We start from the raw sequence: 25,116 nt of genomic DNA on the forward strand, positions 1-25,116 counted from the left end.
TAGAAAACTTATCAAGTTACCTAAATTATTTATTAAGGTAATCTGTTTTATACACGTTTAACCTGAATGGACGGGATAGATTTTTCATACGAAGTAATCGAGCTCTTTTTTAACCATTAGAATTTATTTATAGTTGAAAAATGAGTATGTGTAGATGGTGTTGGTGGATATAGTTAATGCTATATTTAAAAATCAATATGTGTAAACACACTATACTTTTATTGATATTGCTACCTGATAGCCGATAGTGGTTTTTAAGAACGAAAAAGAACAGTCTAAAATTTGCTACGTGAAGCGGAAGACATTGAAAAAAGTTTTTTCAGTAACAGCGAATTAAAAACCCCCTGCTACATATAGCTGTAGGCTTAAAATTCAACTGTATAAACAAAAAACCTAAAAATAGAAAAAATGAAAAATGAAAAAAAAGAAGGGTACCCCACCAAAAAACCAAAGAAACCCTAAAACAAGTCTGCGCCTTCACGTAGCATGGGTTTTGAATTTGCTACCTCGGGTATTTTTCAACACACTCTATGGTTGTTGATTTCTAGGAAAATAATGATTGGATTGACGTGCTACTTTATACGACCTATGCTTAGTGTTTTGTCTTGCTACTTGAATTATAAAAAGATTTAAAAAGATTTGATTTTCTGTCCCGCTGCGCCCAAGGATCTCGACAGCTAGGAAGGACAGAATGTAAAAATAGGTCCACAAGGGAACTGGATCCAATATCATCACCCAAACACACGGATTTTTCTATTATGTCCTTCTGGAGAGCTGGCCAGGAATCCGGGATCAGGACAGAAATAGATTCTGTCATCCGGGATCACACCCCCATTGCATTAATCCTTCAATTCTGTCCTATAGGATCGCAGATGCAGATCTCATTGAGGGGACAGAAAAAGTCCTTATTCTCGTTTAGAAATGTGTTCATGTTGTTGTTCATGAACAATAACTATAAATATAATAACATCATAATAGATATTTGCCTTTTTCGGAAGGTATTAATGGAGTAATAAAATTTGGTAGAATCTAAAAGAAAAATAATTGAAAAATTACTGAGTGAGGGCAAAAGCCCAGAAGATATCGCAAAAGAAGCAGGCTGCACAGTGAGATACGCCTATGAGATCAAGGCATTGAACGAGCAACCCAAATCCGAGGAACCGACTGTAAAAAATCATCTTGTTGGAATCGAGGATACTTTAAAGAAACTTTCCGGTGATATCAATATAATACGGAAAGTAGAGCAAGATCCGATAATAGTCTGCCCGTGCTGCAAAGATATGACAACTCTATCAAGTGCCGAGATCTGTGGGGAATGTGGAGTTATGCTTTGTACAGACTGCATTGAGAATCATAAGCAACCCGATACTGCAAGTACCTGGAATCCATTTGAAGACAAATCGTTATGTCAAAAATACCAAGAACAAACTCAGCCAGCGATACAGAAAAAAGAGGATAAGAGGGAAAAGAATTGAAGATAGAAATGCATGATGCTTTTAGGCCAATACTCGAATCGATGATTGACGGTGTAGGGATAAAGAGTATTTCTGAAGCTCTCAACCTACACCTTTTAAGGACCTTGAAGCCCGTAAAATCAAAGAGAATACAGCAGAAAATAGGGGCTAAAGCAGAATCCACATAATCGAAGACTAATGCACCATCTTATAAATATTTGAGGTATTAAATTATATTGAATTCAGCACAATATCATGATTCAATTTTTAAGAGGGTATGGGTTTTTTCCCTCTCTCTTTTTTGATTATGCTATTTACCTTCAAAATCTCATTATATTTGGTATAGTTGGCATCCTTACCTATCACCATCGGATGGCTCAGAGCATTTGGTACTCAACCTTCAAAAAATAGAATTTGGGGCGTATATATAGAACGATCTCGGTATGCCTTGCGTATAACGATTTAGAAAAACTAAGCTTACTTTACCCCACAGAGTTGGTATAGGTTGCTAATAGCGAAAAGCATTTGAGAGAAAATGACAGTTAATAAATAAATATGAAAGAAAGATCACAGCAAATAGATGAAGTGGATGAGGCTATCATTAAATGTATCCAAGCGCAGCCTCATAAACTAAATAATATCATTACAATCACCAGATTAAATTATGAAACGGGGAGAAAACGATTAGAAAAACTGAAAAGGTATGGCTACATCACGAGTCCTAATTTTGGCTTTTATGCGATCACAAAACCGGGCTTAAATCTGCTTGAAGTTAGATCACAGGGAATAGTTACTCCCGATCTCAGGGATGATAAGATCGAAGATCTAATCAAGCTTCTACCCACAGCACCACACCAAGCATTTTTTAGGCTGCTTGTAAGCGGAATTATAGCGAAATATTGCTTATTTGATCATTTCAACGATGGCTATCCATCCTTCATTATCGGAGGTAAAACAAAAGCTTTTAAGACCTCAATAGCGAAGTTGATATGTCTTTTATTTGGCTTCAATAATGGCCTCATACATAAGTTATTCTCTGCTACCGCTGGCGAGTTCGGGATACGGAGAGTATCGACAGGAAATGGACAATTCAGACCAGAGCCATCACAGTACTTCAATGAACCTTTCATATGCCTGGATGAGCTTGATAAGACCACATCAAATGATCTGAAAAGAGTATTGCTAAATTATGCAGACGGCGCCAGAGAGTTTCCTATCGAGGGCGAACAGGTCATTAATCATTGCACGACATTAATCACGCTAAACACCAACGGCGATGTGAATGCAATAAAGTCTTTGGGAATTCATGAGGCTTACATTAGAAGGTCCGTTGTTTTGAACACTGAGCAGCTACTTGGCCAGTTAAAGGATGTTGATCTTATGGCTAAGGCTGTGTTCGATTATATGAACACAAAGACCGCGCCCAGGATAAGATTGGAGATATTAAACTCACGCCTTACCAGATTATCAGAATCCGATTATATTCTTATGCGAAATCTATTGATGGGGAATATTGCAGAAGGATATGAGAATCTTGTAGATACGCAGCCCCTGGAGCTTCTTAGTCTGGGCAGAGCCGTGTTGTTGAATGGAGACTGTCGAGAGGCCATATTCCAAACAACTTATGATAGATTGTGCTGCCTTGAAACCCTGGGCCTATCAAAAGAGGGCTGGCGTAAGAGAATGCAGGTTGAATGGGCGAGGTATCGAGCTATTGAGCAGCCGGGTATCATGGAGAAGCTGAAAGAGGCCTCGATAAAAGAGACAGAGAGAGCAACAACCTTAGAGGAAAGAAGAGCCGAACTTCAAAAACAAAGAGAAGAAAAGACAAATGAAAGACTTGAATTTTTAGCAGAAAGGGGGAAGGTAGCTGGCAGGCTCGGTAAATTAATAGAAACCCTCAAAACAATCACAAAGAATCAATCATTTGAGCCTCAAGCAAAACTACTGCTAGAGCAGTCCAGATATCTTAGAAGCAGGATCGAAAAGGCAAGCAACCAGGAAGAGTTAATGACTTACGTTAGACCTTTCAATGATCTTGCAGCAAGAGGAAAGGAAATAATTGATAGCTACAACTCCTGGGCTGCAAGTCAGAAAATAAAAGATTCCTTAGAAACCGATGGGGGGCCCTTTGAATTCTATTACGGTCAAATTAACAAACCCGTTTTTTTTGAAGTCAGCGAAGGCAATTATAAAGACAATAATGGGTGGCGTGTAAAGTTTGATTCACAAGTACTGGAAATAATCAAAGGCAATCAACGCTGGGCATTTCTAGCAGAGGTAGGATCCTTTAAACTGGGAAATAAATATGCCTTACACATACAGTCAATAGTGCGCAGACCAGAACCACGAATCCTTTTAGAAGTTGGAGGTGGATCAACCAAAATTTGACTGGATGCAAAGAATCAGTCAGAAGCATCCATAATATAAATTCTGTCTAGGTCCCGATCATAGGCCTGGGAAGCTTGGGGGACAGAATAGATTTTCTGTCCGTGCTGCAGCTGAGATCTCCGGATCCATGGAAGACAGAAATCAATGAGGTTTTATTAATATACCATCTTTCACTGTCTGAACTGCGTTATTAGATGTTGATAATTTAACCATCGCCATATCAAGGTCATCACCGCTCAGATGAACGTATATTCGAGGCATACCCGAACCCATGACCCACCCCAGATAGTTACACATTTGAGCTTCGGTTAAATGGGAAGCAAGGAAAGTTGCACGGGAATGTCTGAAAAGATGGGGGTATACTCTTTTCCTTATGTTCGCTTTAACGGCCGCCCTTTTCAATTTCATACTTAAGGCACCATAATCAAGTTCCCACACCCGTTTATCCCCGGCTCTTCCATCTATACACTCGTCCAGCGCAGGCGCAGAATCGATAAGCCTAACCCTTCTCATACCAGTTTTACCAGATACAATGATCTTTACGCCTATCGAATCAAAAAAACAGTTTTTTACCTGTAGGGTGAGTAGTTCGCCTATCCTACATCCAGATTCCCACATGCAATAAAACAAGGCGCGATCTTCTTGGCCTGATGCTGCACTTATGATTTCCTGAACTTCTTCGAAAGTGAGCAACTCCTCAGGGAGTTTTTCGCTATGGCTTTTCCCGGCTTTTATCCATGATATCATATCAGTTTTACCAGACCAGGTATAGAATTTTTTAAGGGTTACCCTGTAATCATGTTTTGTCCAGGAAGACCAATCCGACTTTTCAATCTTAGCAAGAAACCTTTTCAAGTCGTCTTTATCCGCATCGCCCAATGGTACACGAATCATTTCTGCAATAGTCTTGAGAGCATTCAAATATTTTTCAACTCTGCAAATACCAAGACCTGAAGCAAAACAATCCGTTTCAAACTTCCGGATCATGGACTTAGATTTTACAGGCATGGAACTTTTCTTAATCCTCTCTTGTATAGCACTTAACCGTTTGTCGAAATTGTAGATATCAGATTTCATATTTTATCACTTATCGTTCATGGGAACCGCGAATGCTCACAGTTCCGGATACGCTCAAATATCCGGAACCTCACAATAGTACAATAGAACTTTAGTATATTTAACACTTGTGCTAAAGTTCTAAAATATCAAAAGTAATATATACCAATAGAATCAAAATAAACTCTATGGTGGAACGTATAATAAAACCTATGACAACAGACGGAAAGATTACAATCCCCAAAGAATTAAGAGAGGAATACAACCTCAAAGACTATGTGGAGATTGTGAAGGCAAAAGATGGTATTCTCATAAAAGCACATTAATAAAAACCCACAGGATGCGATATGAGGCAGATCGCACATAGAATAGGTTATAAGTTTACATAACATATTATGCTAATCATGAGTGAAAAAACTGCTGTTAAACAACCTAAGAAGATCGGAGGGAGTCTTATGCTGGCCTTGACTGGATATGTCAGGACAGACAAGTTTTACAAAGTCGAGCGCTCTGATAAGAAAATTATCATTTCCCCCATAGAACTCTAAAACACTGTTCGTATTATTACGATTGTTTTAAAAATCCTTCTCAGGATGCGATATGAGGCACGATTTTTGCACCCATGGGAACATATAAAAAATATTATACTGCTTTTCTGTCCTTCCGGAGATCTCTGCAGCTGAGGTCCTGGGGAACAGAAATTTTATGATTTTAATTTTCTGTCCTAAGCATTCCGGGATATCCGGCAGGATCTCGGAAAGCCCGCGGACAGAATAGTCTATTTTAATATTCTGTCTTTCCTGGCAAGAGCAGCTGCGATCAGGACCCGGACAGAAATGAATAATACATGATGCAATGCCTTTTTATTTATATAACAAACCTTTATTTTAATTTAAGAGGCACAAACTAAAGAGGGGTGGAATGATCCATCCTATGATATTTCCAGTTTTCGGCAAGCATAGGACAGAAAACACCATAACCAATCGTCATGGATAAGTTTTATATCTATTCAGTATATATTAAGTATATACAGAGGTTAAAACCTTGCAGGACATCCACAGACTCCCCATTCATTTCAAGAAACATGCCGCATTGAGGCTTTTGCAGAGATTTGAGTTAAGCCTGGACGAAGTAAAGCACTGTATCAGGACAGCAAAAATCATCAAAGCGGTTGAAAAAGAGGGGAACACAGGGACCATGCAAAGTTGCCTCGGAGACTCGAAAATAAAATTCGTATTCACGATAAGAGAAAAAGCATTATGGATAATAACAGTGGAGGAATGCAAATGAGTAAATGCCCTATATGCAGCACGCCCATGCACAAAGAACGAAGAGAGATCCAGAAAGGTATCTTTGCCCAGGTTGAAGTTTGCCCTAATTGTGAAGATGAGTGGATCGATGAAAAAGAGTATGAAACTTTATATCAACTATTCACTCGAAAAACATTCAAGATAGGTGGCAGCATTGCAGTCAGGATCCCAAAAGAGCTTGCAACCCTCATAGGATTGAAAGAAGGCAGTGAAGTTAAGGTAGCTGTCAAAGATAAGAAATTGGTGATAGAGCCAGCAACATAAGTGTTCTGTCCCTCCTGGCCTGTGAGATCTCTGGCGCCATGTGGACAGAATCATTAATTGGATTTATGTCAGGATATAAGATATCAGCTACTAGGCCAGCCCGGAGGATCCGCGAAGATCCGGGAAAGTTGGACTAGGTAATTTTTACTAGTTTGTATTCATGCGAACTATCCAGATATGACCATTATTCCAAATCAGATAATTATAATATCATTTTTAAATATGTAATGACTAAAATAAAGAAATAAAATAAAAATCAAGAATCTTTCTTTTCAGTGGCCTATTTTCTAACATTGCTCTTATTGTTATTGAATAAAAAAAGACATACTTTATTTAGTCTTCTTCGTAAAAAGATCTATAAACTCTCTGGATTCCTTGATCAGGTCCTTTGATGCTTTTTTTATCACATCTATGGGGTCTGCGCCATCTGTCCTCACAAAAAGGATTGGTTCGCTGATCGTTGGATGCTTTATATCATATGTTGCTATTTCAACATGTTTGTTGTTGAGTAAAGCGGTTTTAAGCATGTTGAGCAGGGTATGGGTTTCACCTGCTACTTTAATGTTAATTTCTTTGTCTGTTTTTTTAAGGATCGTAAGTTCCATAATATCACCTAAATAATACCTGTCCCGTAATCAGAAGATAGTTTTCTCGTTTCTGTCCTTTCACATTTGGGACATTTAAGTTTGTTGTTATCCAGTTTCAGAACTGTCCTGCAATTCCCACAATAAGCCTTCATAACGCCAAGTTCCTTATTGACGGTTGACAGGCGCATGTTCCGAAGGTCAAGTACTCTTGCCTTTACAATATCAAACGGGGCGAATTCATAATACAACTCCTTGACATAGGCGTCTTTTACATTTGATACATGAATTGCGGCCTGGTCCGCATTGACGATCTCGCGTTCGCCTTTGCCTTTAATCCCTGCTATCTCAACGAGCGCAACCGAATCTTTCACATCTGTGACCTGCCCGATAACGATATCTCCAACCACAAGATGCGGAGGTGTATTCGTGACAGGTTCAACTGATATGGAACGCTCTTTATTGTTAATTTTTACAATACCGCTTGCTGATGCATAAATATTCCCCCCGTCCAGATATGCGCCACTTTTTGGGATGAATTCTTCCGAGGTTCCGATAAGGTCGCCCGGCAAAACATTTCTTGTTTCTTCTTTTTGTTCTTCCTCAACTGCTTCAACAGGTTCCCCGGCCTCAACAGGTTCTTCGGACTGGACGATTTCTTCCGTACTCTCTTCTGTAATTTCCGATTCCATGGTTACATCTTCAACTTCTTCTTCCAGCTCAAGCTCACTTTCTTTTACTTCTTTGGGTTCTTTTTCATCACCCTTGCCAAGCTTTCTCCTGCTTGTTATTTTCTTTCGTTTGATTCTAATAATTATCCCTCTGTTCTTTTCTCGATCCTGTATATCTCAACTTTTATGACCAGTCTTTCCTTCTTATGAAACCCGAATGTCCTTTTTATCGGGAAATCTATTAATTTATATTCTGTTATGACCGATGGGCTTATGAATTTTTTTATGAATTCTGCACTCTGGGCATTATGTATTGAATAAACCACGCTGCTTAATTCGAGGGCTTTCCTCAAAAAAGGGCGATCGCTTCCTTTCTTCTGCGCGCCAAAAGGCGGATTCATTACAACCGTATGCGCTTTTCCACTTATGTCGGAAATATTGCTGCATACGAACTCGACATCAACGTCAAGTTTATGTGCATTTGCCCGTGCAATCTCTAAAACTTCTTTATCATCATCAAAACCTATAACCTTTTCTGCCCCCAGGAGTTTAGCGCCAATAGCAAAAATACCACTTCCGCATCCAAGATCATAAACCGTATCTGTGAGATCTCCTTTCATAAAGGCAAAATGCAACAGCTCCGAGGCAACAGTTGCTGGTGTTGCATATTGTTCCCTGTCAGCTTTAGGTGACCTGAAACCGTCCACTTTTTCCAGCATCATCTCAAGTTGTTTTTTCTTCATGTCATTTCTTCGCGATAAAATGTATAGCTGGCAGCATGGCTTCACCATGTTCTTTTACTTTGTGGAAATACTGCTTTACAAGCGCTTTTAAACCTTCCCCGCCCTGCGTTTTTTCTAATTTTACAAGATTTCCCAGCATCAGAAGGTGCTCATTGACAAATTTCTCAGGAACCGTGATATCATGCCTGATGCTTTCAACTGTTATCTCTGCGAATCCGGCTTTATTTAGCTTGATGCTTATTTCTTCAAAATCATGCTGGTAAAGGGCTCCAACACTTTTCAGGATTTCATTAAATAGCAGATTTGACTTTTGCGCGTCATTGGTTGCAGCCCACTGCATTATCATGAATGAAAAACTTGCATCTTTATCAAGCACTCTTGCTGCCTCTTCAAACAGGAAATCAAGTTTTTCAGACGATACAAGGTCAAAATAATGATATGAAACAACTGATTTAAAGACAGAATTCTTAAATGGCAAGAGTAGCGGTTTTATAAGAACCGCATTTGAAAGTACTCTTTTTGAAGTTATCCCGAAAACAGCTGAGTTGAGTTCTTCGGATAGCATTCCCCCAAAATCCAGAATTCTGGAATCGGGAATAAGATTTGAACGTTTGATGAATTCCTGTCTGTCTTTTGCTGCGTAGGGCATAATTATCAAAATATCTCAGTTTTTATATATCCTCTGCAACTCTTATCGTGATAAGTTTTGCGACGAATAACAGAAATAGTGTTCAAATTTTAAATAGATAACTTAATTATTATCTTAAATACAATTATGGATGGATGTGAACCAATGAAAAACATAACAAAAATAATAATCTCAACATTTTTGGTCATTTTATTGTCAAATAGTGCTTTAGGATATGCTTCATATGGCGGCAATTTAAATGCTACAAATACTACTAATGCTATAGATATCCCGCAAGATACAGGGACAATCCCAACAATAGACCTTAACAACACAACAAGTTCAGACCAGAATGTCATTATAACCCAGCATCTGATAGAATTGGATGCAGTCAAATTAAAGGCAGAAAACAAATTATTTATCCGTGAAACCCTTATTTTCAAGAATATCGATACAAAGGATTTCTTTGGAGACCTGAGGACATGGGTGCCTGAAGGTTCGCAGAATTTGAAACTTGCCAGGTCGGAAATGATGACCGGCGGCGGTTTGGTGCCAATCGATCATTTGCAAAATGGGAATATAATCAGCTGGAAGGATTATGTTCCGCAAAACAAGCTGCCATTCCTTTATGCCTTAGAATATGATGTTCAACAAAAGGCAGATGGAACAATGTCAGGTGGAGAAATATTTTCAAAAAAATTAGCTGTTCCTACAATAGTTAATTATAAATATGTGGAAAATCCGACTATAGGTTCTGCTGTAGTATTAAAAATTACAAAACCGGAGGGTAATACAGTCAAATTCACTGATGAAAATGGCAACAAGGTAGCTGCGACTGAGGTGGAAGAAAAAGAGGGGATTTTCAGGTTTTCATCTCCGGAATTCAGGGAAATAAATGTTGAAATATCATCATCCTTATTACCCGCTTCCGGAAGCCAGAGCTATGCTATATATATTGTTATAGGGATATTGATAATTCTTGTTCTTTTATATCCCTACATAAAGAAAAAATTACAATCTGATAAGACCCCTGAAGATACATCAACAGAAAGTGAGACTGAAGCAACGGAAATAAACGAGGAAGAAGAAATCGAAGCTGACAGTTCCGTATCATCCGGAAAATACGAAGGAAAAAATATGAACGAGCTTTCGGACCTCAAAAACCAATTGCTTTCCAGAATAACAGACCTTGAAAAGAAATATGAATCCGGGGATCTTCTGGATGAAGATTATGAAGACAAAAGGAAATCGTACCAGGACGACCTTAAGGAAATTGATGAGATATTGAAAAAGATGGGATGACCTATCCTATCATTTTCAAAAAATAATGGTGTATCCTGTAATCATCTGTCAGTTCAGGATGAAATGCAAGGGCAAGTATATTTTTCTGTCTTGCTGCCACAATTGAATCAGTGTACTTTGAAAGTATCTCCACTTCATCAGTACATCCCGTGATGCTGGGGGCCCGTATGAATATAGCATTAAAAGGCGTGTCGAATCCATTAAAATCGATCAGGGTCTCAAATGATTCTCTCTGGCGCCCGAATGCGTTCCTGTTTACATGTATATCCATGATTCCAAGTAATGGTTGCCCCGTTTTTTCTACCTGATCATCTCCATATTTTGCAAGAAGAACAAGCCCTGCGCATGTTCCCATAATCGGGATTCCAGCGTTGGCGGCCCTCCTTATTTCCTCCGCAATGCCTTCCCGTTCCAGGAGCCTGCCAAGTGTTGTGCTTTCTCCTCCCGGCAGGATTAGAGCATCACATGAATCAACCAATCCTTTACGTTTTATTTTTATTACCCCGGCTTGAAGACCAGCATGGCGCAGTGCATTTTCTAATGCATTGATATGTTCTTCTACATTTCCCTGGATGGCGATAACTCCGATACGCATGCATCTAACTTATTATTTCAGAATATAAAATTATTCATAAATGTTCAGGATTCAGGGACAGCATATTAGGCTCACATAAAATATCCTGGCGAAAAAAGGAGCCGAATGCAAATTATGAATGTAAATGATATTTTTTTATAGAATCATGATGTTTCTGAATAAGCTGGAGTAAGCCGGAGTAAATATCATGGAAATAAAAACGCCACAGGGAATCCATAAATCAAAAGGCGGGCTAATAAGATCATTCGTTGCAACCGAGAACGGCAGGATAAAAGAAATAAACATCTCAGGAGATTTCTTCCTGTTTCCTGAAGAGTCTTTTTTCAAGATCGCCAAAGAACTGAAAGGAGTTAAGGCAAAACGTGAAGATATAGAACATAAGATCGAAGAAATTTACATACGTGAAAATATCCAGTCACCCGGAACGTCACCATCTGACTTTACTGAATCAATAATGAAAGCTCTGGAGGGATAATATGGAAGAATGGCGCTTTATTGATTTCGGACTTGTGGATATTCGCGATATGATGGCCATGGATGAAGCCATCTTAAAATCCGATGGAGGTAATACCTTTTTTTTCTGGACACCTAATAAATCCATTATCCTTGGTTTTTTCCAGAAGGCAGAGGTTGAACTGAATCTTTCAAACTGTAAAGACTATACTATCACAAGGCGCATAAGCGGTGGCGGTATTGCATTTTCAGATGACCGTCGCAGGCAGATAAATTATGGCGTTGTGGGAACTATCGATAATGAGCGGTTCCCAATGGACATTATAGGATCATATAAGCAGGTATGCGGCGTACTTATTGATACACTGATACATTACAAACTGAATGCAGCTTTTCGTCCGATAAACGATGTAGTTGTGGATAACAGGAAGATCTCAGGAAACGCCCAGACACGCTGGGAAGGAAAACTGCTCCAGAATGGAACTCTACTTCTTGATTTTGATATAGATGAGATGCTCCGGATCTCAAATATCCCGAAAGAGAAATTCATGGATAAGAAAATAGCGTCCGTAAGGGAAGGACTCACCTGGCTTGACAGGGAACTGGGGGAACAGCGTGATATGGAAGAGATAAAAAATGTTATGAAAAGTAAATTTGAAGAACGCTTTTCCATACGTCTAAAATCCGGGTCTCTTAGCCGCAAGGAAATAGAGCTTACACAAACTCTCTTGCCAAAGTATTACTCAGATGAATGGGTTTATCGCTAATGTATGATGCGATCATAGCAGGAGCAGGGCCTGCCGGGTCTGTTGCTGCAAGAACAGTAGCGCTGGCGGGTTATAGTGTCCTCATACTTGAAAAAAACGAAAGGTGCAGGTCGCCCTGTGCAGGGTATATCAGTAAAACCATAAATTTTGATGTACCTGATGAATCTGTTCTCCAGTCAGATATAAAACAAATGCGTACATATTTTCCTGACTATTCGTATCATGATTTTTCACTGAATGGGTATGTCGTGGATAGACCTTTGTTTGATATGAGTTTACTCTCAAAAGCAAAAGAATCAGGGGCGAAGATCATGTGGAATTCACCGCTGATCGATATAAGTTACGGTAAGGTGAAATTCCGTAACGGGAATGCGTCTGGAAAAATAATCGTTGGCGCAGATGGTGTTTTTTCAAAAACTGCGTCAATACTGGGATTGCAGCCGCAAAGATTTGCTGCCTGCGCCCAGTATCACATTCAAGGTATCGAACTTCTTTCGCAAACATGTGAGATTTTTTTTGATTACGATTATGCCCCGGGCGGATATATCTGGGTATATCCGACAGGGGAAAATTCAGCTAAAGTAGGGCTGGGAATGATAAAGGGCAAAAGATCCCCGCGGGAGAACCTTGATGCATTTATAGAAGGATCAAAAATTACGAATCGGCTTTCAGGTAAAAGAACAGGATATATTGCAGGTGCTTTGCCAATCGGAGGACTCCGGGAGAAACTTGTATCCGGCAATGTTCTTCTTGCAGGTGACAGCGCAGGAATGGCTGACCCGGTAACGGGCGCAGGCATCAACAATGCAATACTTGCGGGTGAATTAGCAGGAAAAACTATAATCAAAGCCCTGGAAAATGAAGACATAGCGCAACTTTGCGAATATGAAACAAAAATACGCAAATTGCTTGGCAGGCCGCTGGGCCGCGCTCTTGAAAAAAGAATAAAAATGGATGCCTGCTGTAATAATCAGTTATTACAGGAGCATCTTCCGAAAATTTGGGTTACTTTTAAGCAGTACCGGGTATGAGAACAGCGTTGATGCTGCCTTCCTGCCCTGGCCTGTTCGTGACGCGGGCGCTTCCTATTTCAGTCCTGATTATGGAGCCTTTTGTCACAATGTTTCGCCTTACATAGTGTATATTTGCGGGATTTCCGGTTACAGTTTCTATTTTTACAGTCTTTGATGTCTTTGTTGCCGGATCTGTTACTGTTGCGGTCTGTGCCCTTAAAAGGCGTACTTTTAGCTGGCCACCCAATGTTTTCGCTGTTTTGCGAATGGGTTCGCCCAGATGAGTATTGGCCTGCTCTCCACCAAGCTCGTATTTTTTCTTACCTCTTTGCCGTATGAGTCTTCCGCCTGTATATTTCCGTACTGATTTTCCCTGGAACTTCATAATAATCCTCTTTAAACTTAAATTATAGAATAATTATTTTTCCGCTTTAACGTGGTAATGTAATAAAAAACTATCGGATAAGCTTTTATTATATTCTGTAATTATAATTTACCCTAATTTGATTTGAAACTATAAAAACAATCCTTATAGATTTTTATTTTATTTTTTAATAATAACACATATATAATAATTGACCGTCAATATTAAGAGCTCGATTTTATGAGGCATACGCACATTACAAAAATTATATGGAATTTCTCAATAATATCATATCAGGACAATATTCAAACAATTGAAGCAACATTTATACCTACAAGAGAATATGTCTTGGGATATTGGGCGCTGTATGATCCGCTTTATGCAAGGAAAGAGGGTGGATAGCCAAAGTACCTCACTATAATCCTTTTACTTGTGTTATTGTCTATCCCGCTCATACCACCTTATCGATCACTTAATCAACCTTGGGGTAGAATCTGAGAATATCATTGTCTGCTACCTTGAATTTTATATTACCCATTATGGTTATCTCAGTATTTTTGATTAAGCTTACAGTGTTCTCGTTAGAAAGCATTATCTCATCTCCAAGTGCGGTTCTTACTTCAAATATTCCGAATTTATCGGCGGCTTTTACTTCCATCGCTGTGCTTTCATCGATCAGCCATGCATACTTGAACTGTACCATGTCTGAGGTTGCACCTGAGAAGATCGAGTCCACATAAACGGCGAACAGCAGAGCATTCGATTCACCCAGAATTGTTTTTGTCTTGTAATATACAGCATTTTGTTTATCTGCAAAAGTACTTCCTGAAGGGGCTTGTCCTATTCCCTCATCAACTACTGCTCTGTTTTTCTTCAATGTGAACCATACATGTCCTGGAGTTGCTCTTGTATCTATGGCGTTTATGGTTATCTCATAACCGGAGCCGAGTGGCCATGTTTCACCGGTTGTGAGGGTCTTCATATCTTCTTGGCCCATTTCAAAGACAAGTTTAACTAATTTGTTGGCCTTATCGTTGATAGCAATCCATTTCTCGGCCATCCAACCTACTAATGAATATGAAGATGAGCCAAGGACATTTAGACCTTCTTTCTCGAAGACCTTGAAATCAATAGGTGCTTTTTCGGTTTTGTACACAAGTTCTTCTTTATTGATAGTCCTTGAAGCTTGAAGATCGGACATTGTTCTTGTGATATACAACTTCTCCGGCTTTCTGTCATACTTTAAATCATAGAAAAATCCTGCAAAGGACTGGGCATCCCATGAAGGTTTAGCTTTTGGATTGTCTGGTGTAATAGATCCTCTAATCGCACCTGCTGGTGCTCTTGGTACTGTTGTTACTGTTGCTGTTGATGCTGTTACTTGCGTTGAGACATCAAAAATACCCTTGGCTAGTTTTTTTATGTCTTTTTTCTGTGCTGGAAACCGTCCCAAAATTCTTGCAATGGAATCCAGTAACAGGTTAAACTCTTCATGGTCGTCTGATGTTCCATCCCAATCCATAAGCTTAGCTGCTTCTATCCTCCTGAAAGCAAGGGGGGGTGTCACTTCTTCAATAAGAATTGGGACGAGAATTCCTCTCCGATCACCTTCTCCAGCTTCGGTTTTTACCCACTTTGATTTTACAGATTCTTTTGACCAGAGAACCACCAAACATTTTGAAGCATCCAGTTCTTCCTCAATAACATCATCATAGTTTTGCCCGATAGGGATGATTCGATCCCACCAGACCGAATACCCATGCCGCTCAAGCGCTTCTGCGATTATTCGTGCCTTTGTTCGTTCTTCACTTTTGTAACTAAGGAAGATGTCACTCATTTCATTCCTACCTTTTCAAAAACATGGAAGAGCTTTTTGTTTACCACGAAATCATCCATATGTTGTTTTTATAATAATTTTTATGCTATAAATATCTATCCCATCTTCAAATTACTTCTTTTGATCTCTCACTGTCTTTTCCATCGTTGCCTCCCATTTTGCATGCTCTCTTGAAATCAATGATTCAATCCGTTCAGCTAGCATCACTTCGGGGTTATTGATATCCTTGTAAGCTCCTGCTTTTGAAAGCCATAAATACTTCTCATGTTTTAATTGTTCAGCAGTTGAACGATACGATATCCAATTGTCATGATACTGGTTCAAACTTTGAATTCCTATGAATATGATGATGAGAATGCCAAGTATTCCCGTAAGAATACCAAGCCCATCAAAACCAGCTGCGAATGGAATAATAGCTGCTGCAATTATTTCAGCTACTTTTAGCCGTTTGTACCATTTCTGGTTCTCCATACTTTTGGTATCATACCAAGAAATTTGGTCTTCAAGCCTCTCAAATGCCGGATTAACTTCAGCCATGATTATTGCTATACTTTGGCTAAGTATTAAAAATATTCTAATGAATCCAAACAAAAGAACAATACATTTAGCTAATATAGAATAAAGCCGAAAGTGAAACGGCAGGCTTGAAAAAAAATCATGAATTTGAAATTTATTTAGTATTCGTATTACAAAAAATTATACGATATTTTCATTATCAAATGTTGAACGAAGTAAAACATTTTTATATTTCTATGAACAAAGGCATATGATCACTTTTCCATTCATTATATTGACCAACAGAAAAATTTTTTATTGTATTTATTTTATTTTTCTTTAAAAAAATGTAGTCTGTATGATAATGTCGCTTTTTATTATAGAGATCATATAGATGGTAATATGTTGGATTTTTTTCTTTCCCAAAATCTTCTTTTAAGTAATGATGATAAACACTTTCAATGTTGTACTTATTTAGCATATCATTGACATGTTGAAAATCTCCCTCAAGAGAACACGATTCTTTTTTATCCCAGATTATATTCCAATTGAAGTCACCAAATATAATTATATTATTATTATTATTATTATTTAATAGTTCTTCGTATTCTTTTAGAATATTCCAAACTTGAGCAATATAACGATTTTGAGGTTTTTCTTTGTCATTCATTGCCCATATGCCAATAAAAAAAATATCATTTACCTTAAAAGGAATATAAAACCGTGATGTTGGACTTTTTTTATTAAGTTCTATAATTTTATATTTAGAAAATACAGCTATTCCTTTGTTTTTGTCTTCACCTCCTTCCCAAACATAAAATGGAAATAATTTTTCTTTAAACTTATCAGGATGTTCGCACTCTTGTATGAAAGCAACATCTGGATCAAGTCGCTCCACTAAATTTTTTTGTTTATTTCTGAATGCCATGTGTGCATTCCAAGTTACTATTTTCATGGTTTTGAAAGAGAGATCAATTTACTTATATCTTAGATGGATTTGAAAAGTCTTTATAGTTATATTTATACCATTAATTAATTTAATCTTATTAGAATAATTGAAACCACATAAGTCTTTACACGATCATGAATTTCACACCCGCAATGACAAGAACTACCGCAAGCAGTTGGTAAATAGTTTCATTCGCAAATCTGCGGCTTCCCATGTATGAGCCTATTGTTCCCCCAAGAACTGCCGCAAAACCCAGTATATAAATCGTATCAGGCAAAAATCTCACTCCCGTAAGATGTCCCGCTATCCCGGCTATTGAGTTCACAAGAATGAATACGGCAGAAACGCCTGCTGCCTGCTTCGTCTCTGCCCAGCCCATGTACAGGACAAGAGGGGTGAGGAAGATACCGCCGCCCACACCCACCATCCCGGAGAGCAGACCTATTCCGGCGCCGACCAATATAGCTGCCAGGACAGGAATTTGTTTGGATGTATCTGCGGTCGCTGATTGCTTTTTGCTAAAAAAATGGTAAGCTGCGAATAACAGCACAAGACCCACGATTTGTTTGTAAATATTACCAGGGATGGACATAGAACCGCCTATGAATGCAAACGGGATCGAACTGACCGCAAAAGGCCAGAAAGTATTCCATGAAAAATAACCCGCCCTGTGGAATTGCATTGATGCGATTGCTGCAACAAGGATATTCAGGACAAGCGCTATGGGTTTCATTGTATCGGGTGCAAGGCCGAAAAGTGCCATTACTGCCAGGTAGCCTGAAGCTCCGGCATGACCCACTGAGGAATATAATAATCCTGCCATAAATATGAGGCCGGAAAGAATGATTATGTTATCCATGATCATTCAAATTTTCCTGCCATCCTGTCCAGAAGAAGATTTAATAATCGGTTTGTTTCCTGCACATTATTAATACTTTTCAGGATTTCATCAGGTTTCTGGATATATTTCCCTTCCGTGATATCCTCAAGGCAGTTCCTGAACATAAGATCAATGCTCTTAGCATTATATTCAAGATGGAATTGAAGCCCTATTACCCTTCCATCATCATATTCAAAGGCCTGGTTCGCACAGGCCTGGCTCCTGGTGATCCATGTTGCGCCATCCGGTATACTGAAAGTATCTCCATGCCAGTGGACTGGAATGAATTCCCGGGGAAAATCCTTGAAAATCGATGATTTCTTACCTTGCGGAGTTAAAAAAACCGGGAACCAGCCGATCTCTTTATACGTGTTCGGGCTGACCTTCCCCCCAAGAACATCTGCAATAAGCTGGGAACCAAGACAGATACCTAATATTATTTTTTTCTTTGCGATTACATCGCCAATGAATCTCTTTTCAGGGATCAGCCATGGATATTTTTCTTCCTCATAGGTACTCATTGAGCCGCCCATGATTATTAACCAGTCAAAGTCATCGGTATCCGGGAATATTTCATTTTTATATATGCGTGTTCTTGTGATCGTATGACCTTTGATTTTTGCCCATGCTTCGATGTTTGCAAGTCCCTCGAAGGGTTCGTGTTCAAGTGAATGGATTCTCATCTTTTTTCTCCAATTTATCATCTTTCCAGTTCCACCATTTCAGCAGTTCAGGATCATGTCTTTTGTTGGACGCATAGTAAACGGCACAACAAAACACATAAAGCATACACCTATCAACCTGAACGCACTGACTTTCACAAAGTTCACGGTAGAGTTTTTCAGGGTCATTTTCTTTCAGGTCTTCCACTGAACGCAAACTCATGCCCCACAAATCCAGAGATATCTTCTTTCCGACACCGGGGATCTGTTGAAACTTTTTCAAAACAGATTGTTTCATATTCTGTGACATATTCAATCCAATAGATGTGGTGCAGTATCTGTTTCAAACATAATTTTCAACGAAATAACTGAATGATCCATTCTTCTTTTTTGCCGTATCTATACAAAATAATTTCAATATTTCGGACATAAAGTCTATTCGTGAACTGAATTTTTTGGGTTTCAAGTCATTAAAAGCGCTTTTATTAATGTGCTCCGTATTGTGAAATGATTTTATTCCAAATTTCTTGGAAGATCCATCATCAATTCCAGAAAGATACCAGCCCTCTATTTCTCTTACCACAATTAATATTTTATTTTTATCAATATTTTTGAAATCATTTTCTATTCTTTGTTTTCTATCCGTTATGCATGGAGAGCCATTATTATCTGCCACAAAAATATAATCTGCATTCATTGCTTGAATGCTGTTGAGGAATTTGGAAATCTTCTCATTTGTTTCTTGTGCATATTTCCATAATTTAACTGTTTCATATTTATTTTCAAACATAGGTTTAATGATTCTATTGAAAAATCTCTCATCATCATCGCCTTCGATAAAGATGAATAATTTAGACCCCATCTCTCATATCTCCAATAAATTCTGGACATAAAGTTCTTCTATTCCCATTTCATTTTCCAGAAATATTTTTATTTCCTCTTTATCAGATGGCTTTGAAATTGTGGAAAAGCCTTCTTCATTTCTTGATAAAAGATAGATATTATCTAATCCCGCATGTTTTATTACCTCTGGATTATGGGTTGTAATAATGATCTGTTTTTCTTCAGAGACTTCCCTCATCATGTTTACTAATCTGGAAATCAGGTAAGGGTGTATATTCCTTTCTGGTTCTTCAATTATTATGATTGGTTTTCTGTCAAAATATAATGCGATAATTAAAGCAGTAATGTAGATTGTTCCATCAGATAAAAATGATGCAGGTAAGTATTGGTTTTTAGAATATATTTCACGTAATTTAAATAACAAGGATTTATCTGTTAATTTTTCTACATCCATATCCTCAACAAATGGTAAAACATCTCTCACTAAATTCGAAAGTTTTCTTTTATTATCTTCATTTTCCAAAATGTTCTTTAGAACTATGGCTAAATTACTCCCATCCTCTTCAAGATCAGCTTTTCCAGTTATTGGAGTAGCTTTTTTGGGGATCTTTGGATCGATATCATAAATTGAAAAATCAATGAAAAAAGGTGACATTATAAAGAATAAATATTGGAGAAGAAGATTTTTAGATTCGAATTTGTCGTCTCTTAAGAACGGTGGAAGTATATCCTCTTCTCTTATATTCACTTCATCCGGTTGAATTGAACTGAACTTGATTTTCCCGTTAAGTCTTGAAATTAAAATTTTTCCTTTTCCAGGAATTTCCTTTTCATAAAATTTATCCTCAGAGTTGATTCTCTCTAATTTTACAAAGTTACATTTCTGCGTTATTGTTTCTTCAATAATTTCATATCCTTCACCTTCATTTTTAAATTTTATTGTAATTTTATAAATTGTTTCGTATCTATCAATTCTTATTCTTTCATTTTTACTTACTTCAGGCAAAAAACTCATAAATAGATCATCAGTAGTCACTTCTAATGAAAATTCTTCAGATTGATCAATATTTATATTTCTGAGATATTCAATACCCCCCTGTATAGATATTGCATTATCAAGACCAAGATTGGTCATATCTCGTATAAATCTGAAAATCTGAATAAAATTAGATTTCCCTGAAGCATTGGCGCCAACAAATACATTAAACTTGCCAAGTTGCACATCTAAATCCTTGAAACTCTTAAAATTCGATAATCTAATTCTATTTATAGCCATATTTTATACCAGACCTTGCGCAAAGGATAATTCTGCAATGTTTTTATAATATACTACTTTCGTGGCATCTTCATAACCCAGAAAATCAACAAGTTCATCAAATGAAAGTTTTCCCTCAGTAAAGCTTTTTGCTGTAAGTTTCCAGATCGTTTCTTTAATCATCTCACTCATATATATCAATTGTATTATATAGTTATATTCTTTAATATCCCGATCTTTTGCCAGTAATATTTTCTATCTCAATCTTAATAATTGTTACAGTATCAATAATTTTTTTTAAATCTTTTATTTTTTTCAACGATATCTATCTCTTACATATCCTTGATTTCTTTATCTTTGCATCTCATTATTAAACCTGTACGTATGCAACAAATCATCCGCTCTTATAATGCCTATTTTCTCTCCATTTTCGATCACTCCTAAGTATGATGCTTTACAGCGCTCAAACATTACGATCGCATCAAGGATCCATTTATCCGAGTCGATCGTTAGCTTAGGTGAGTGCATGACATAATCTACCGGAATGTCAAGTTTGGCTCTTTCTGCCGCGGTATTCATAATATCTTCCACCGAGATAATGCCAGCAAGCCTGCCGTTTTTACTTACAAGTACACTTGCAACCTTTTTAATCTTCATGAGCTTTGCAGCCTCCCAGAGTTTAGTCCCGGTGGAAACTACCACCGGATGTGGGAGAAGGATGTGGCTGATTTTGGACATATTTTATCGCTTTTCTAATTTTTATTCTCTTTTCACCGCAAAGAACGCTAAGAACGCAAAGCGAAGCAACAATAATCTTTGCGTTCTTTGCGAACTTTGCGGTGTTTTTCTTATATTAGCCGACTTTCACCTCACCTTCGGTTCGCACACAATATTCTTCTTCGGGCACCCGCGCGCGCAGGCGCCGCAACCGATGCAGTCCCCAGGATGCGCCACTGCCATGACCTTTGCGCCGCACAGGTCATCGGCATTGGGATGCTCGATATACTCGAACACACCTCGTCCGCATATCTTGAAACATTTTCCGCAGCATCCGCAGTCGTTGATATTGCTTCTTACAACAAAGGCAGGAGTCCAGATCCCGCCCGATGCAGTTATTCCTGTTACGTAATCCATGATCTCACCTTATTCTTACTGATGCAGCTTATCCGGGTCATATTTGTGTCCCAGGATGGCATTCGTCATCTGGTCAAGCAGGTATATCGAACCATTGTAGCCCAGGATGGAATACCTGTACACACCAACCCGGTCATAAACAGGGAATCCAAAGCGCACAAGCGGAACACCCTCATCATCTGCAATATCCTTGCCCTTTGAGTTACCAAGTATCAGTTCTGTCCCCTGCGATTTTACAATTTCGTGGAATTCATACAGGTCTGTACCTTCAAGGATCTGCGTATCTGTCTTAAATTCAGTATTTACTGCCTTTATATCAGGTGCAAAGTCCTTATGTTTCGTTGCAGTCATCGCTACTGTGGGATTCATCCCTGCTTCAGCGCAGAACCTTACGATGGCTGACACAAGATCAGGGTCGCCGAAAATCGCGACTTTCCGCCCGTACATATAGTGATGTACGTCAACCATACTGTCTATCAGCCGCCCGCGGTCCCTCTTGATTTCATCCGGGATTGTAGCCCCGCTTAATTTGCTAATGTTCTTCACGAACTTATCCGTGTTTGCAATGCCTACAGGCGTTTCTGCAAGGACGGCAGGGACTTTGAACTTGTTCTGGAGATACGTTGCAGCAGAACCTGCTGTCCTGCAAACCGCGATAGTGCCCAGTGAATTTGCCGAGTCAATGATATCTGATGGTTCTGTTCCTCCATCGGGCAGCAAAGGCTTGTGACCGCCTGGCATGATAGGTGTATCAAGAGTCTCTGAGATATCGGAAAGGAATATGTTTTTCACATTCATGATGCGAAGCATATTCTTTATCTCCCTGATATCTCCGGGATTAATTACGCCCGTGATGATGTTTATTTTATTATTGGGTTCACCTTTTACGGCGAGTGTTTCCACAAGAGCCCGCATGGCATTATCGTAGCCTGTAACATGAGTGCCTACATAGCTGGGAGTGGATGCAGGAATTATCCTCACCGTATCATCGGGCACAACCGCCTTCTTTGATATCAGTTTCACATCATCCCCAATAGTCTCGCTCATGCATGTCGTGCATATTCCGATAAGAGCAGGATTTATCCGCGACTTCACGTTCTTTATGGCTTCAGTCAGGTTCTTGGCTCCTCCATATACTGCTGCATCCTCAGCAAGCGAGGAAACCGCTACTTCTGCGGATTCCCTGAAATGGCGAGCGATATTATATCGGGGATATGTGCTGCATCCCTGGGAACCGTGCACAAGCGGCACACAGCCGTGTACTCCCATATAAGCAAGTATGGCGCCCATGGGCTGGCACATCTTTGGAGGATTAATTGTTACACTTCGCGCCATTTTAATTCATCTCCAGAGGCTGGTTAATAAATTTCCAGACAGGGCTGTTCACTGCGACATCAATGTCCTTTGCGAAATTCACGAATCCCTTAAAGCCAGCATAAGGTCCTTCTTCGTAGGAATGGCCGTTGATAAATGGAATACCAAGCTTGTATGTAAGGTATTTCTCCTTCAATCCGCCGATAAAGAAGTCCGGCTTGAGCTTTAACAGATATTCTTCTATCTCAAGGGCATTCGGATTGTCTATGCAGATATGGCCAGGCTTTGCCTTTTCCATTATTTTCTCATAATCGTCCTTATGACCGAACGTCGTTGCCGTGAGGATCGTTTCAATGCCAAGTTCGCGCATCGGTCCCATCCAGTGCCAGGCACGCGGAGCCCCCTGGTATATGAAACACTTCTTACCTTCAAGTTTCTTTCTATAGTGATTGATCCTGGACTGGTACAGTGCAAGCTCTTGTGCTATTACTTTTTCTGCATTTTCTTCTAAATGGAAGAACTTTCCCACATCTCGAAGTGCCTGTGCAGTTTGAGCCATGCCAAACAGGGATACATTAAGATATGGGATGCCGTACCTATCATGGATCATTTTTGCGATATATGTGGATGACCTCTGGCACTGCACGATATTCAGCTTTGCCCTGTGCATGGGTGGAATATCGCTATACGAGGCGTTGCCTGTAAATACCGAGAGAACCTTCACACCCATTCGTTCAAACAACGGCTTGATGATCCAGGCATCGCCGTCGATGTTGAATTCACCCACAATGCACATGTCGTAAGGTGTGGTCTCATGCGGTTCTTCTGTTCCAACTACCTTTTCAAACAGCGTGCGGTTGGCGATGTGATGCCCCAGGGACTGGCTCACGCCCCTGAAACCCTCGCAATGGAAGGGTATCACGGGTATCCCGATCTTTTCCTGGGCCTGTTTGCATATCGAATCAGTATCATCGCCTATCAGCCCGACAACGCATGTTGAATATACGAACACCGCCTTTCCTTCAGGAAAGAGTTCATGAGATTCAATAATAGAATTTAGTAGTTTTTTTCCACCGCCGTATATCACGCTTTCTTCTGTCAGGTCTGTACTGAAGCAGTACTTCCTGTGCAGCTTCGTGTCTGAAAGGTTCCTCCTTGTACCCCAGGTATAGTAGGCACATCCTATCGGTCCGTGCACAAGTTGTATTGCGTCCTTTACAGGCCCGCCAACTACTCCCCTGCATCCTGCGAATGTGCAGCCGCGCTCGGTCATGTCACCCGGAACTGTCTGGACATTGCATATGGGCAATACCATGTTGTCAGGGTCATGGCAAATAATGTGTGGCTGACGCTGCGGTATGGGGATATCGCATTCAGGTAATATGGTTGTCATTTTTACTACTCCTATTTTTTGATATAATTTTTATTTCAACAGTTTTATGATTTACTTCAAGGCCTGTTCTCCTCTTTCTCCAGTTCTCACTCTCACTGTATCCTCTATGGGGCAGACGAAAATTTTACCATCTCCAATGTGCCCGCTCTGGTTTGTCCTGATTATGGTTTCAACCACTTTCGGGACATCATCATCCTCGACCATAATTGAAATCATCCTTTTAGGGATAAAGCGCATGCTAACCCCTAAGTTTTTTTCCTTTAACTCTGTGAGTGCGGGATCGAGCTCATAATTCCAGCCAGGCAGTCCTTTCTGTTTGCCCCTGCCTTCTACGCTTATCATCGTAAGCGCTGGCACTCCTATTCCCATAAGCCCGGCTTTTGTCTCCTGCAAATTATGCCTTCGGATTATAGCGATAACTTCCTTCATATTTTCACCTATAGCCCTGATGCGCCTGTCCTCACAGTATAAACTTCTGAAACATCGGTCACGAATATCTTGCCGTCGCCGATATTCCCGGTGCGTGCACTGTTCTGGATGACGTTGACTGCTTTTGTTACTTCTTCATCATTCACAACAAGCATCAGCATCACTTTGGGCAGCTCGTCGTAGCATACCGTTCCTACCCTGATCCCTTTTTGCCTGCCGCGCCCGAACACGTTCATCTTGGTGAGGGACACAAATCCTTCTTTTTCCAGGTGCTCAACAACTTTTTCTTCCCTGTTTGGTCTTATTATTGCACGTATCATCTTCATATTC

General features: G+C 39.4%; 30 protein-coding genes. 9 read left to right on the forward strand and 21 right to left on the reverse strand.

Features of this window, described 5'->3' with window-relative positions; all coding sequences use genetic code 11:
- The first annotated feature begins 1,019 nt into the window (after positions 1-1,019).
- The gene (locus FIB07_15180) at positions 1,020-1,475 is read left to right on the forward strand and encodes a helix-turn-helix domain-containing protein (protein NJD54196.1); all 456 of its coding nucleotides are present in this window, start codon (positions 1,020-1,022) and stop codon (positions 1,473-1,475) included.
- A 534-nt stretch (positions 1,476-2,009) separates the two neighbouring features.
- Positions 2,010-3,845, forward strand: coding sequence for a hypothetical protein (locus FIB07_15185; protein NJD54197.1), 1,836 nt, complete (start codon positions 2,010-2,012; stop codon positions 3,843-3,845).
- A 141-nt stretch (positions 3,846-3,986) separates the two neighbouring features.
- On the opposite strand, the gene FIB07_15190 is transcribed toward FIB07_15185, so the two are convergent.
- On the reverse strand, positions 3,987-4,922 hold the full coding sequence (locus tag FIB07_15190) for a hypothetical protein (GenBank protein ID NJD54198.1): 936 nt from the start codon (positions 4,920-4,922) through the stop codon (positions 3,987-3,989).
- 167 nt (positions 4,923-5,089) lie between these two features.
- Between FIB07_15190 and FIB07_15195 the strand changes: the two genes are divergently transcribed.
- From FIB07_15195 to FIB07_15205, 3 genes are all read left to right on the forward strand, one after another.
- Complete coding sequence (locus FIB07_15195) at positions 5,090-5,227, forward strand: AbrB/MazE/SpoVT family DNA-binding domain-containing protein (protein ID NJD54199.1); 138 nt, start codon at positions 5,090-5,092, stop codon at positions 5,225-5,227.
- A 718-nt stretch (positions 5,228-5,945) separates the two neighbouring features.
- A complete protein-coding gene (locus tag FIB07_15200) occupies positions 5,946-6,191 on the forward strand; it encodes a DUF4258 domain-containing protein (protein ID NJD54200.1) in 246 nt (81 codons plus the stop codon).
- Complete coding sequence (locus tag FIB07_15205; protein ID NJD54201.1) at positions 6,188-6,475, forward strand: AbrB/MazE/SpoVT family DNA-binding domain-containing protein; 288 nt, start codon at positions 6,188-6,190, stop codon at positions 6,473-6,475. The genes FIB07_15200 and FIB07_15205 overlap by 4 nt, the downstream gene beginning before the upstream one ends.
- A 329-nt stretch (positions 6,476-6,804) precedes the next feature.
- On the opposite strand, the gene FIB07_15210 is transcribed toward FIB07_15205, so the two are convergent.
- The 4 genes from FIB07_15210 to FIB07_15225 all read right to left on the reverse strand — a co-directional run bounded on the left by FIB07_15210 (position 6,805) and on the right by FIB07_15225 (position 9,122).
- Positions 6,805-7,080: a DNA-directed RNA polymerase subunit L gene (locus tag FIB07_15210; protein ID NJD54202.1), complete on the reverse strand. Its 276-nt coding sequence runs from the start codon at positions 7,078-7,080 to the stop codon at positions 6,805-6,807.
- An 8-nt stretch (positions 7,081-7,088) separates the two neighbouring features.
- Entirely contained in the window at positions 7,089-7,751 is a 663-nt protein-coding gene (locus FIB07_15215) for an RNA-binding protein (protein NJD54203.1), read from the reverse strand.
- 122 nt (positions 7,752-7,873) lie between these two features.
- Positions 7,874-8,473, reverse strand: coding sequence for a methyltransferase (locus FIB07_15220; GenBank protein NJD54204.1), 600 nt, complete (start codon positions 8,471-8,473; stop codon positions 7,874-7,876).
- A gap of 1 nt (position 8,474) precedes the next feature.
- Entirely contained in the window at positions 8,475-9,122 is a 648-nt protein-coding gene (locus tag FIB07_15225; GenBank protein NJD54205.1) for a hypothetical protein, read from the reverse strand.
- A 144-nt stretch (positions 9,123-9,266) separates the two neighbouring features.
- Here FIB07_15225 and FIB07_15230 point away from each other — a divergent pair, with 144 nt between their 5' ends.
- Positions 9,267-10,403: a hypothetical protein gene (locus FIB07_15230; protein NJD54206.1), complete on the forward strand. Its 1,137-nt coding sequence runs from the start codon at positions 9,267-9,269 to the stop codon at positions 10,401-10,403.
- A 1-nt stretch (position 10,404) separates the two neighbouring features.
- Here FIB07_15230 and pdxT read toward each other — a convergent pair whose 3' ends face one another.
- Entirely contained in the window at positions 10,405-10,998 is a 594-nt protein-coding gene (gene pdxT, locus FIB07_15235; GenBank protein NJD54207.1) for a pyridoxal 5'-phosphate synthase glutaminase subunit PdxT, read from the reverse strand.
- Positions 10,999-11,185: 187 nt separating this feature from the next.
- Between pdxT and FIB07_15240 the strand changes: the two genes are divergently transcribed.
- The 3 genes from FIB07_15240 to FIB07_15250 are packed head-to-tail and all read left to right on the forward strand — an operon-like array spanning position 11,186 to position 13,249.
- Entirely contained in the window at positions 11,186-11,473 is a 288-nt protein-coding gene (locus tag FIB07_15240) for a lipoate--protein ligase family protein (GenBank protein NJD54208.1), read from the forward strand.
- A 1-nt stretch (position 11,474) separates the two neighbouring features.
- Positions 11,475-12,218 (forward strand): lipoate--protein ligase family protein, encoded by a 744-nt coding sequence (locus tag FIB07_15245; protein NJD54209.1) that lies wholly within the window; start codon positions 11,475-11,477, stop codon positions 12,216-12,218.
- Positions 12,203-13,249 carry an NAD(P)/FAD-dependent oxidoreductase gene (locus tag FIB07_15250; GenBank protein ID NJD54210.1) on the forward strand — a complete coding sequence of 349 codons (1,047 nt, stop codon included), beginning with the start codon at positions 12,203-12,205 and terminating at the stop codon, positions 13,247-13,249. The genes FIB07_15245 and FIB07_15250 overlap by 16 nt, the downstream gene beginning before the upstream one ends.
- Here the strand turns inward: FIB07_15250 and FIB07_15255 are convergent.
- The 15 genes from FIB07_15255 to FIB07_15325 all read right to left on the reverse strand — a co-directional run bounded on the left by FIB07_15255 (position 13,230) and on the right by FIB07_15325 (position 25,112).
- Complete coding sequence (locus tag FIB07_15255; GenBank protein NJD54211.1) at positions 13,230-13,616, reverse strand: 30S ribosomal protein S8e; 387 nt, start codon at positions 13,614-13,616, stop codon at positions 13,230-13,232. The two genes, FIB07_15250 and FIB07_15255, sit on opposite strands and share 20 nt — an antisense overlap.
- Positions 13,617-14,067: 451 nt before the next feature.
- A complete protein-coding gene (locus FIB07_15260) occupies positions 14,068-15,432 on the reverse strand; it encodes a TIR domain-containing protein (protein NJD54212.1) in 1,365 nt (454 codons plus the stop codon).
- A gap of 111 nt (positions 15,433-15,543) precedes the next feature.
- The gene (locus FIB07_15265; GenBank protein ID NJD54213.1) at positions 15,544-15,969 is read right to left on the reverse strand and encodes a DUF4231 domain-containing protein; all 426 of its coding nucleotides are present in this window, start codon (positions 15,967-15,969) and stop codon (positions 15,544-15,546) included.
- 205 nt (positions 15,970-16,174) lie between these two features.
- Positions 16,175-16,882, reverse strand: a complete 708-nt coding sequence (locus FIB07_15270; protein ID NJD54214.1) for an endonuclease/exonuclease/phosphatase family protein — start codon at positions 16,880-16,882, stop codon at positions 16,175-16,177.
- Positions 16,883-17,000: 118 nt separating this feature from the next.
- Complete coding sequence (locus tag FIB07_15275) at positions 17,001-17,735, reverse strand: sulfite exporter TauE/SafE family protein (GenBank protein NJD54215.1); 735 nt, start codon at positions 17,733-17,735, stop codon at positions 17,001-17,003.
- Between the two features lie 2 nt (positions 17,736-17,737).
- Positions 17,738-18,439 carry a type 1 glutamine amidotransferase gene (locus FIB07_15280; protein ID NJD54216.1) on the reverse strand — a complete coding sequence of 234 codons (702 nt, stop codon included), beginning with the start codon at positions 18,437-18,439 and terminating at the stop codon, positions 17,738-17,740.
- On the reverse strand, positions 18,420-18,728 hold the full coding sequence (locus tag FIB07_15285) for a pathogenicity locus (GenBank protein ID NJD54217.1): 309 nt from the start codon (positions 18,726-18,728) through the stop codon (positions 18,420-18,422). Before FIB07_15285 ends, FIB07_15280 begins: the two co-directional genes overlap by 20 nt.
- 33 nt (positions 18,729-18,761) lie before the next feature.
- A complete protein-coding gene (locus tag FIB07_15290; protein ID NJD54218.1) occupies positions 18,762-19,280 on the reverse strand; it encodes a hypothetical protein in 519 nt (172 codons plus the stop codon).
- Between the two features lie 3 nt (positions 19,281-19,283).
- Positions 19,284-20,537, reverse strand: a complete 1,254-nt coding sequence (locus FIB07_15295) for a DUF2813 domain-containing protein (GenBank protein ID NJD54219.1) — start codon at positions 20,535-20,537, stop codon at positions 19,284-19,286.
- A gap of 330 nt (positions 20,538-20,867) precedes the next feature.
- The gene (locus FIB07_15300; protein ID NJD54220.1) at positions 20,868-21,254 is read right to left on the reverse strand and encodes a CBS domain-containing protein; all 387 of its coding nucleotides are present in this window, start codon (positions 21,252-21,254) and stop codon (positions 20,868-20,870) included.
- A gap of 126 nt (positions 21,255-21,380) precedes the next feature.
- The gene (locus FIB07_15305; GenBank protein ID NJD54221.1) at positions 21,381-21,650 is read right to left on the reverse strand and encodes a ferredoxin; all 270 of its coding nucleotides are present in this window, start codon (positions 21,648-21,650) and stop codon (positions 21,381-21,383) included.
- Between the two features lie 15 nt (positions 21,651-21,665).
- Complete coding sequence (locus FIB07_15310) at positions 21,666-22,985, reverse strand: hypothetical protein (protein NJD54222.1); 1,320 nt, start codon at positions 22,983-22,985, stop codon at positions 21,666-21,668.
- A gap of 1 nt (position 22,986) precedes the next feature.
- The gene (locus FIB07_15315; GenBank protein ID NJD54223.1) at positions 22,987-24,357 is read right to left on the reverse strand and encodes a nitrogenase component I subunit alpha; all 1,371 of its coding nucleotides are present in this window, start codon (positions 24,355-24,357) and stop codon (positions 22,987-22,989) included.
- Between the two features lie 51 nt (positions 24,358-24,408).
- Positions 24,409-24,786: a P-II family nitrogen regulator gene (locus FIB07_15320; protein ID NJD54224.1), complete on the reverse strand. Its 378-nt coding sequence runs from the start codon at positions 24,784-24,786 to the stop codon at positions 24,409-24,411.
- An 8-nt stretch (positions 24,787-24,794) separates the two neighbouring features.
- Entirely contained in the window at positions 24,795-25,112 is a 318-nt protein-coding gene (locus FIB07_15325; protein ID NJD54225.1) for a P-II family nitrogen regulator, read from the reverse strand.
- Positions 25,113-25,116: the final 4 nt, after the last annotated feature.

Origin of the sequence: Candidatus Methanoperedens sp. (genome assembly GCA_012026795.1) — an archaeon.
GTDB lineage: Archaea > Halobacteriota > Methanosarcinia > Methanosarcinales > Methanoperedenaceae > Methanoperedens.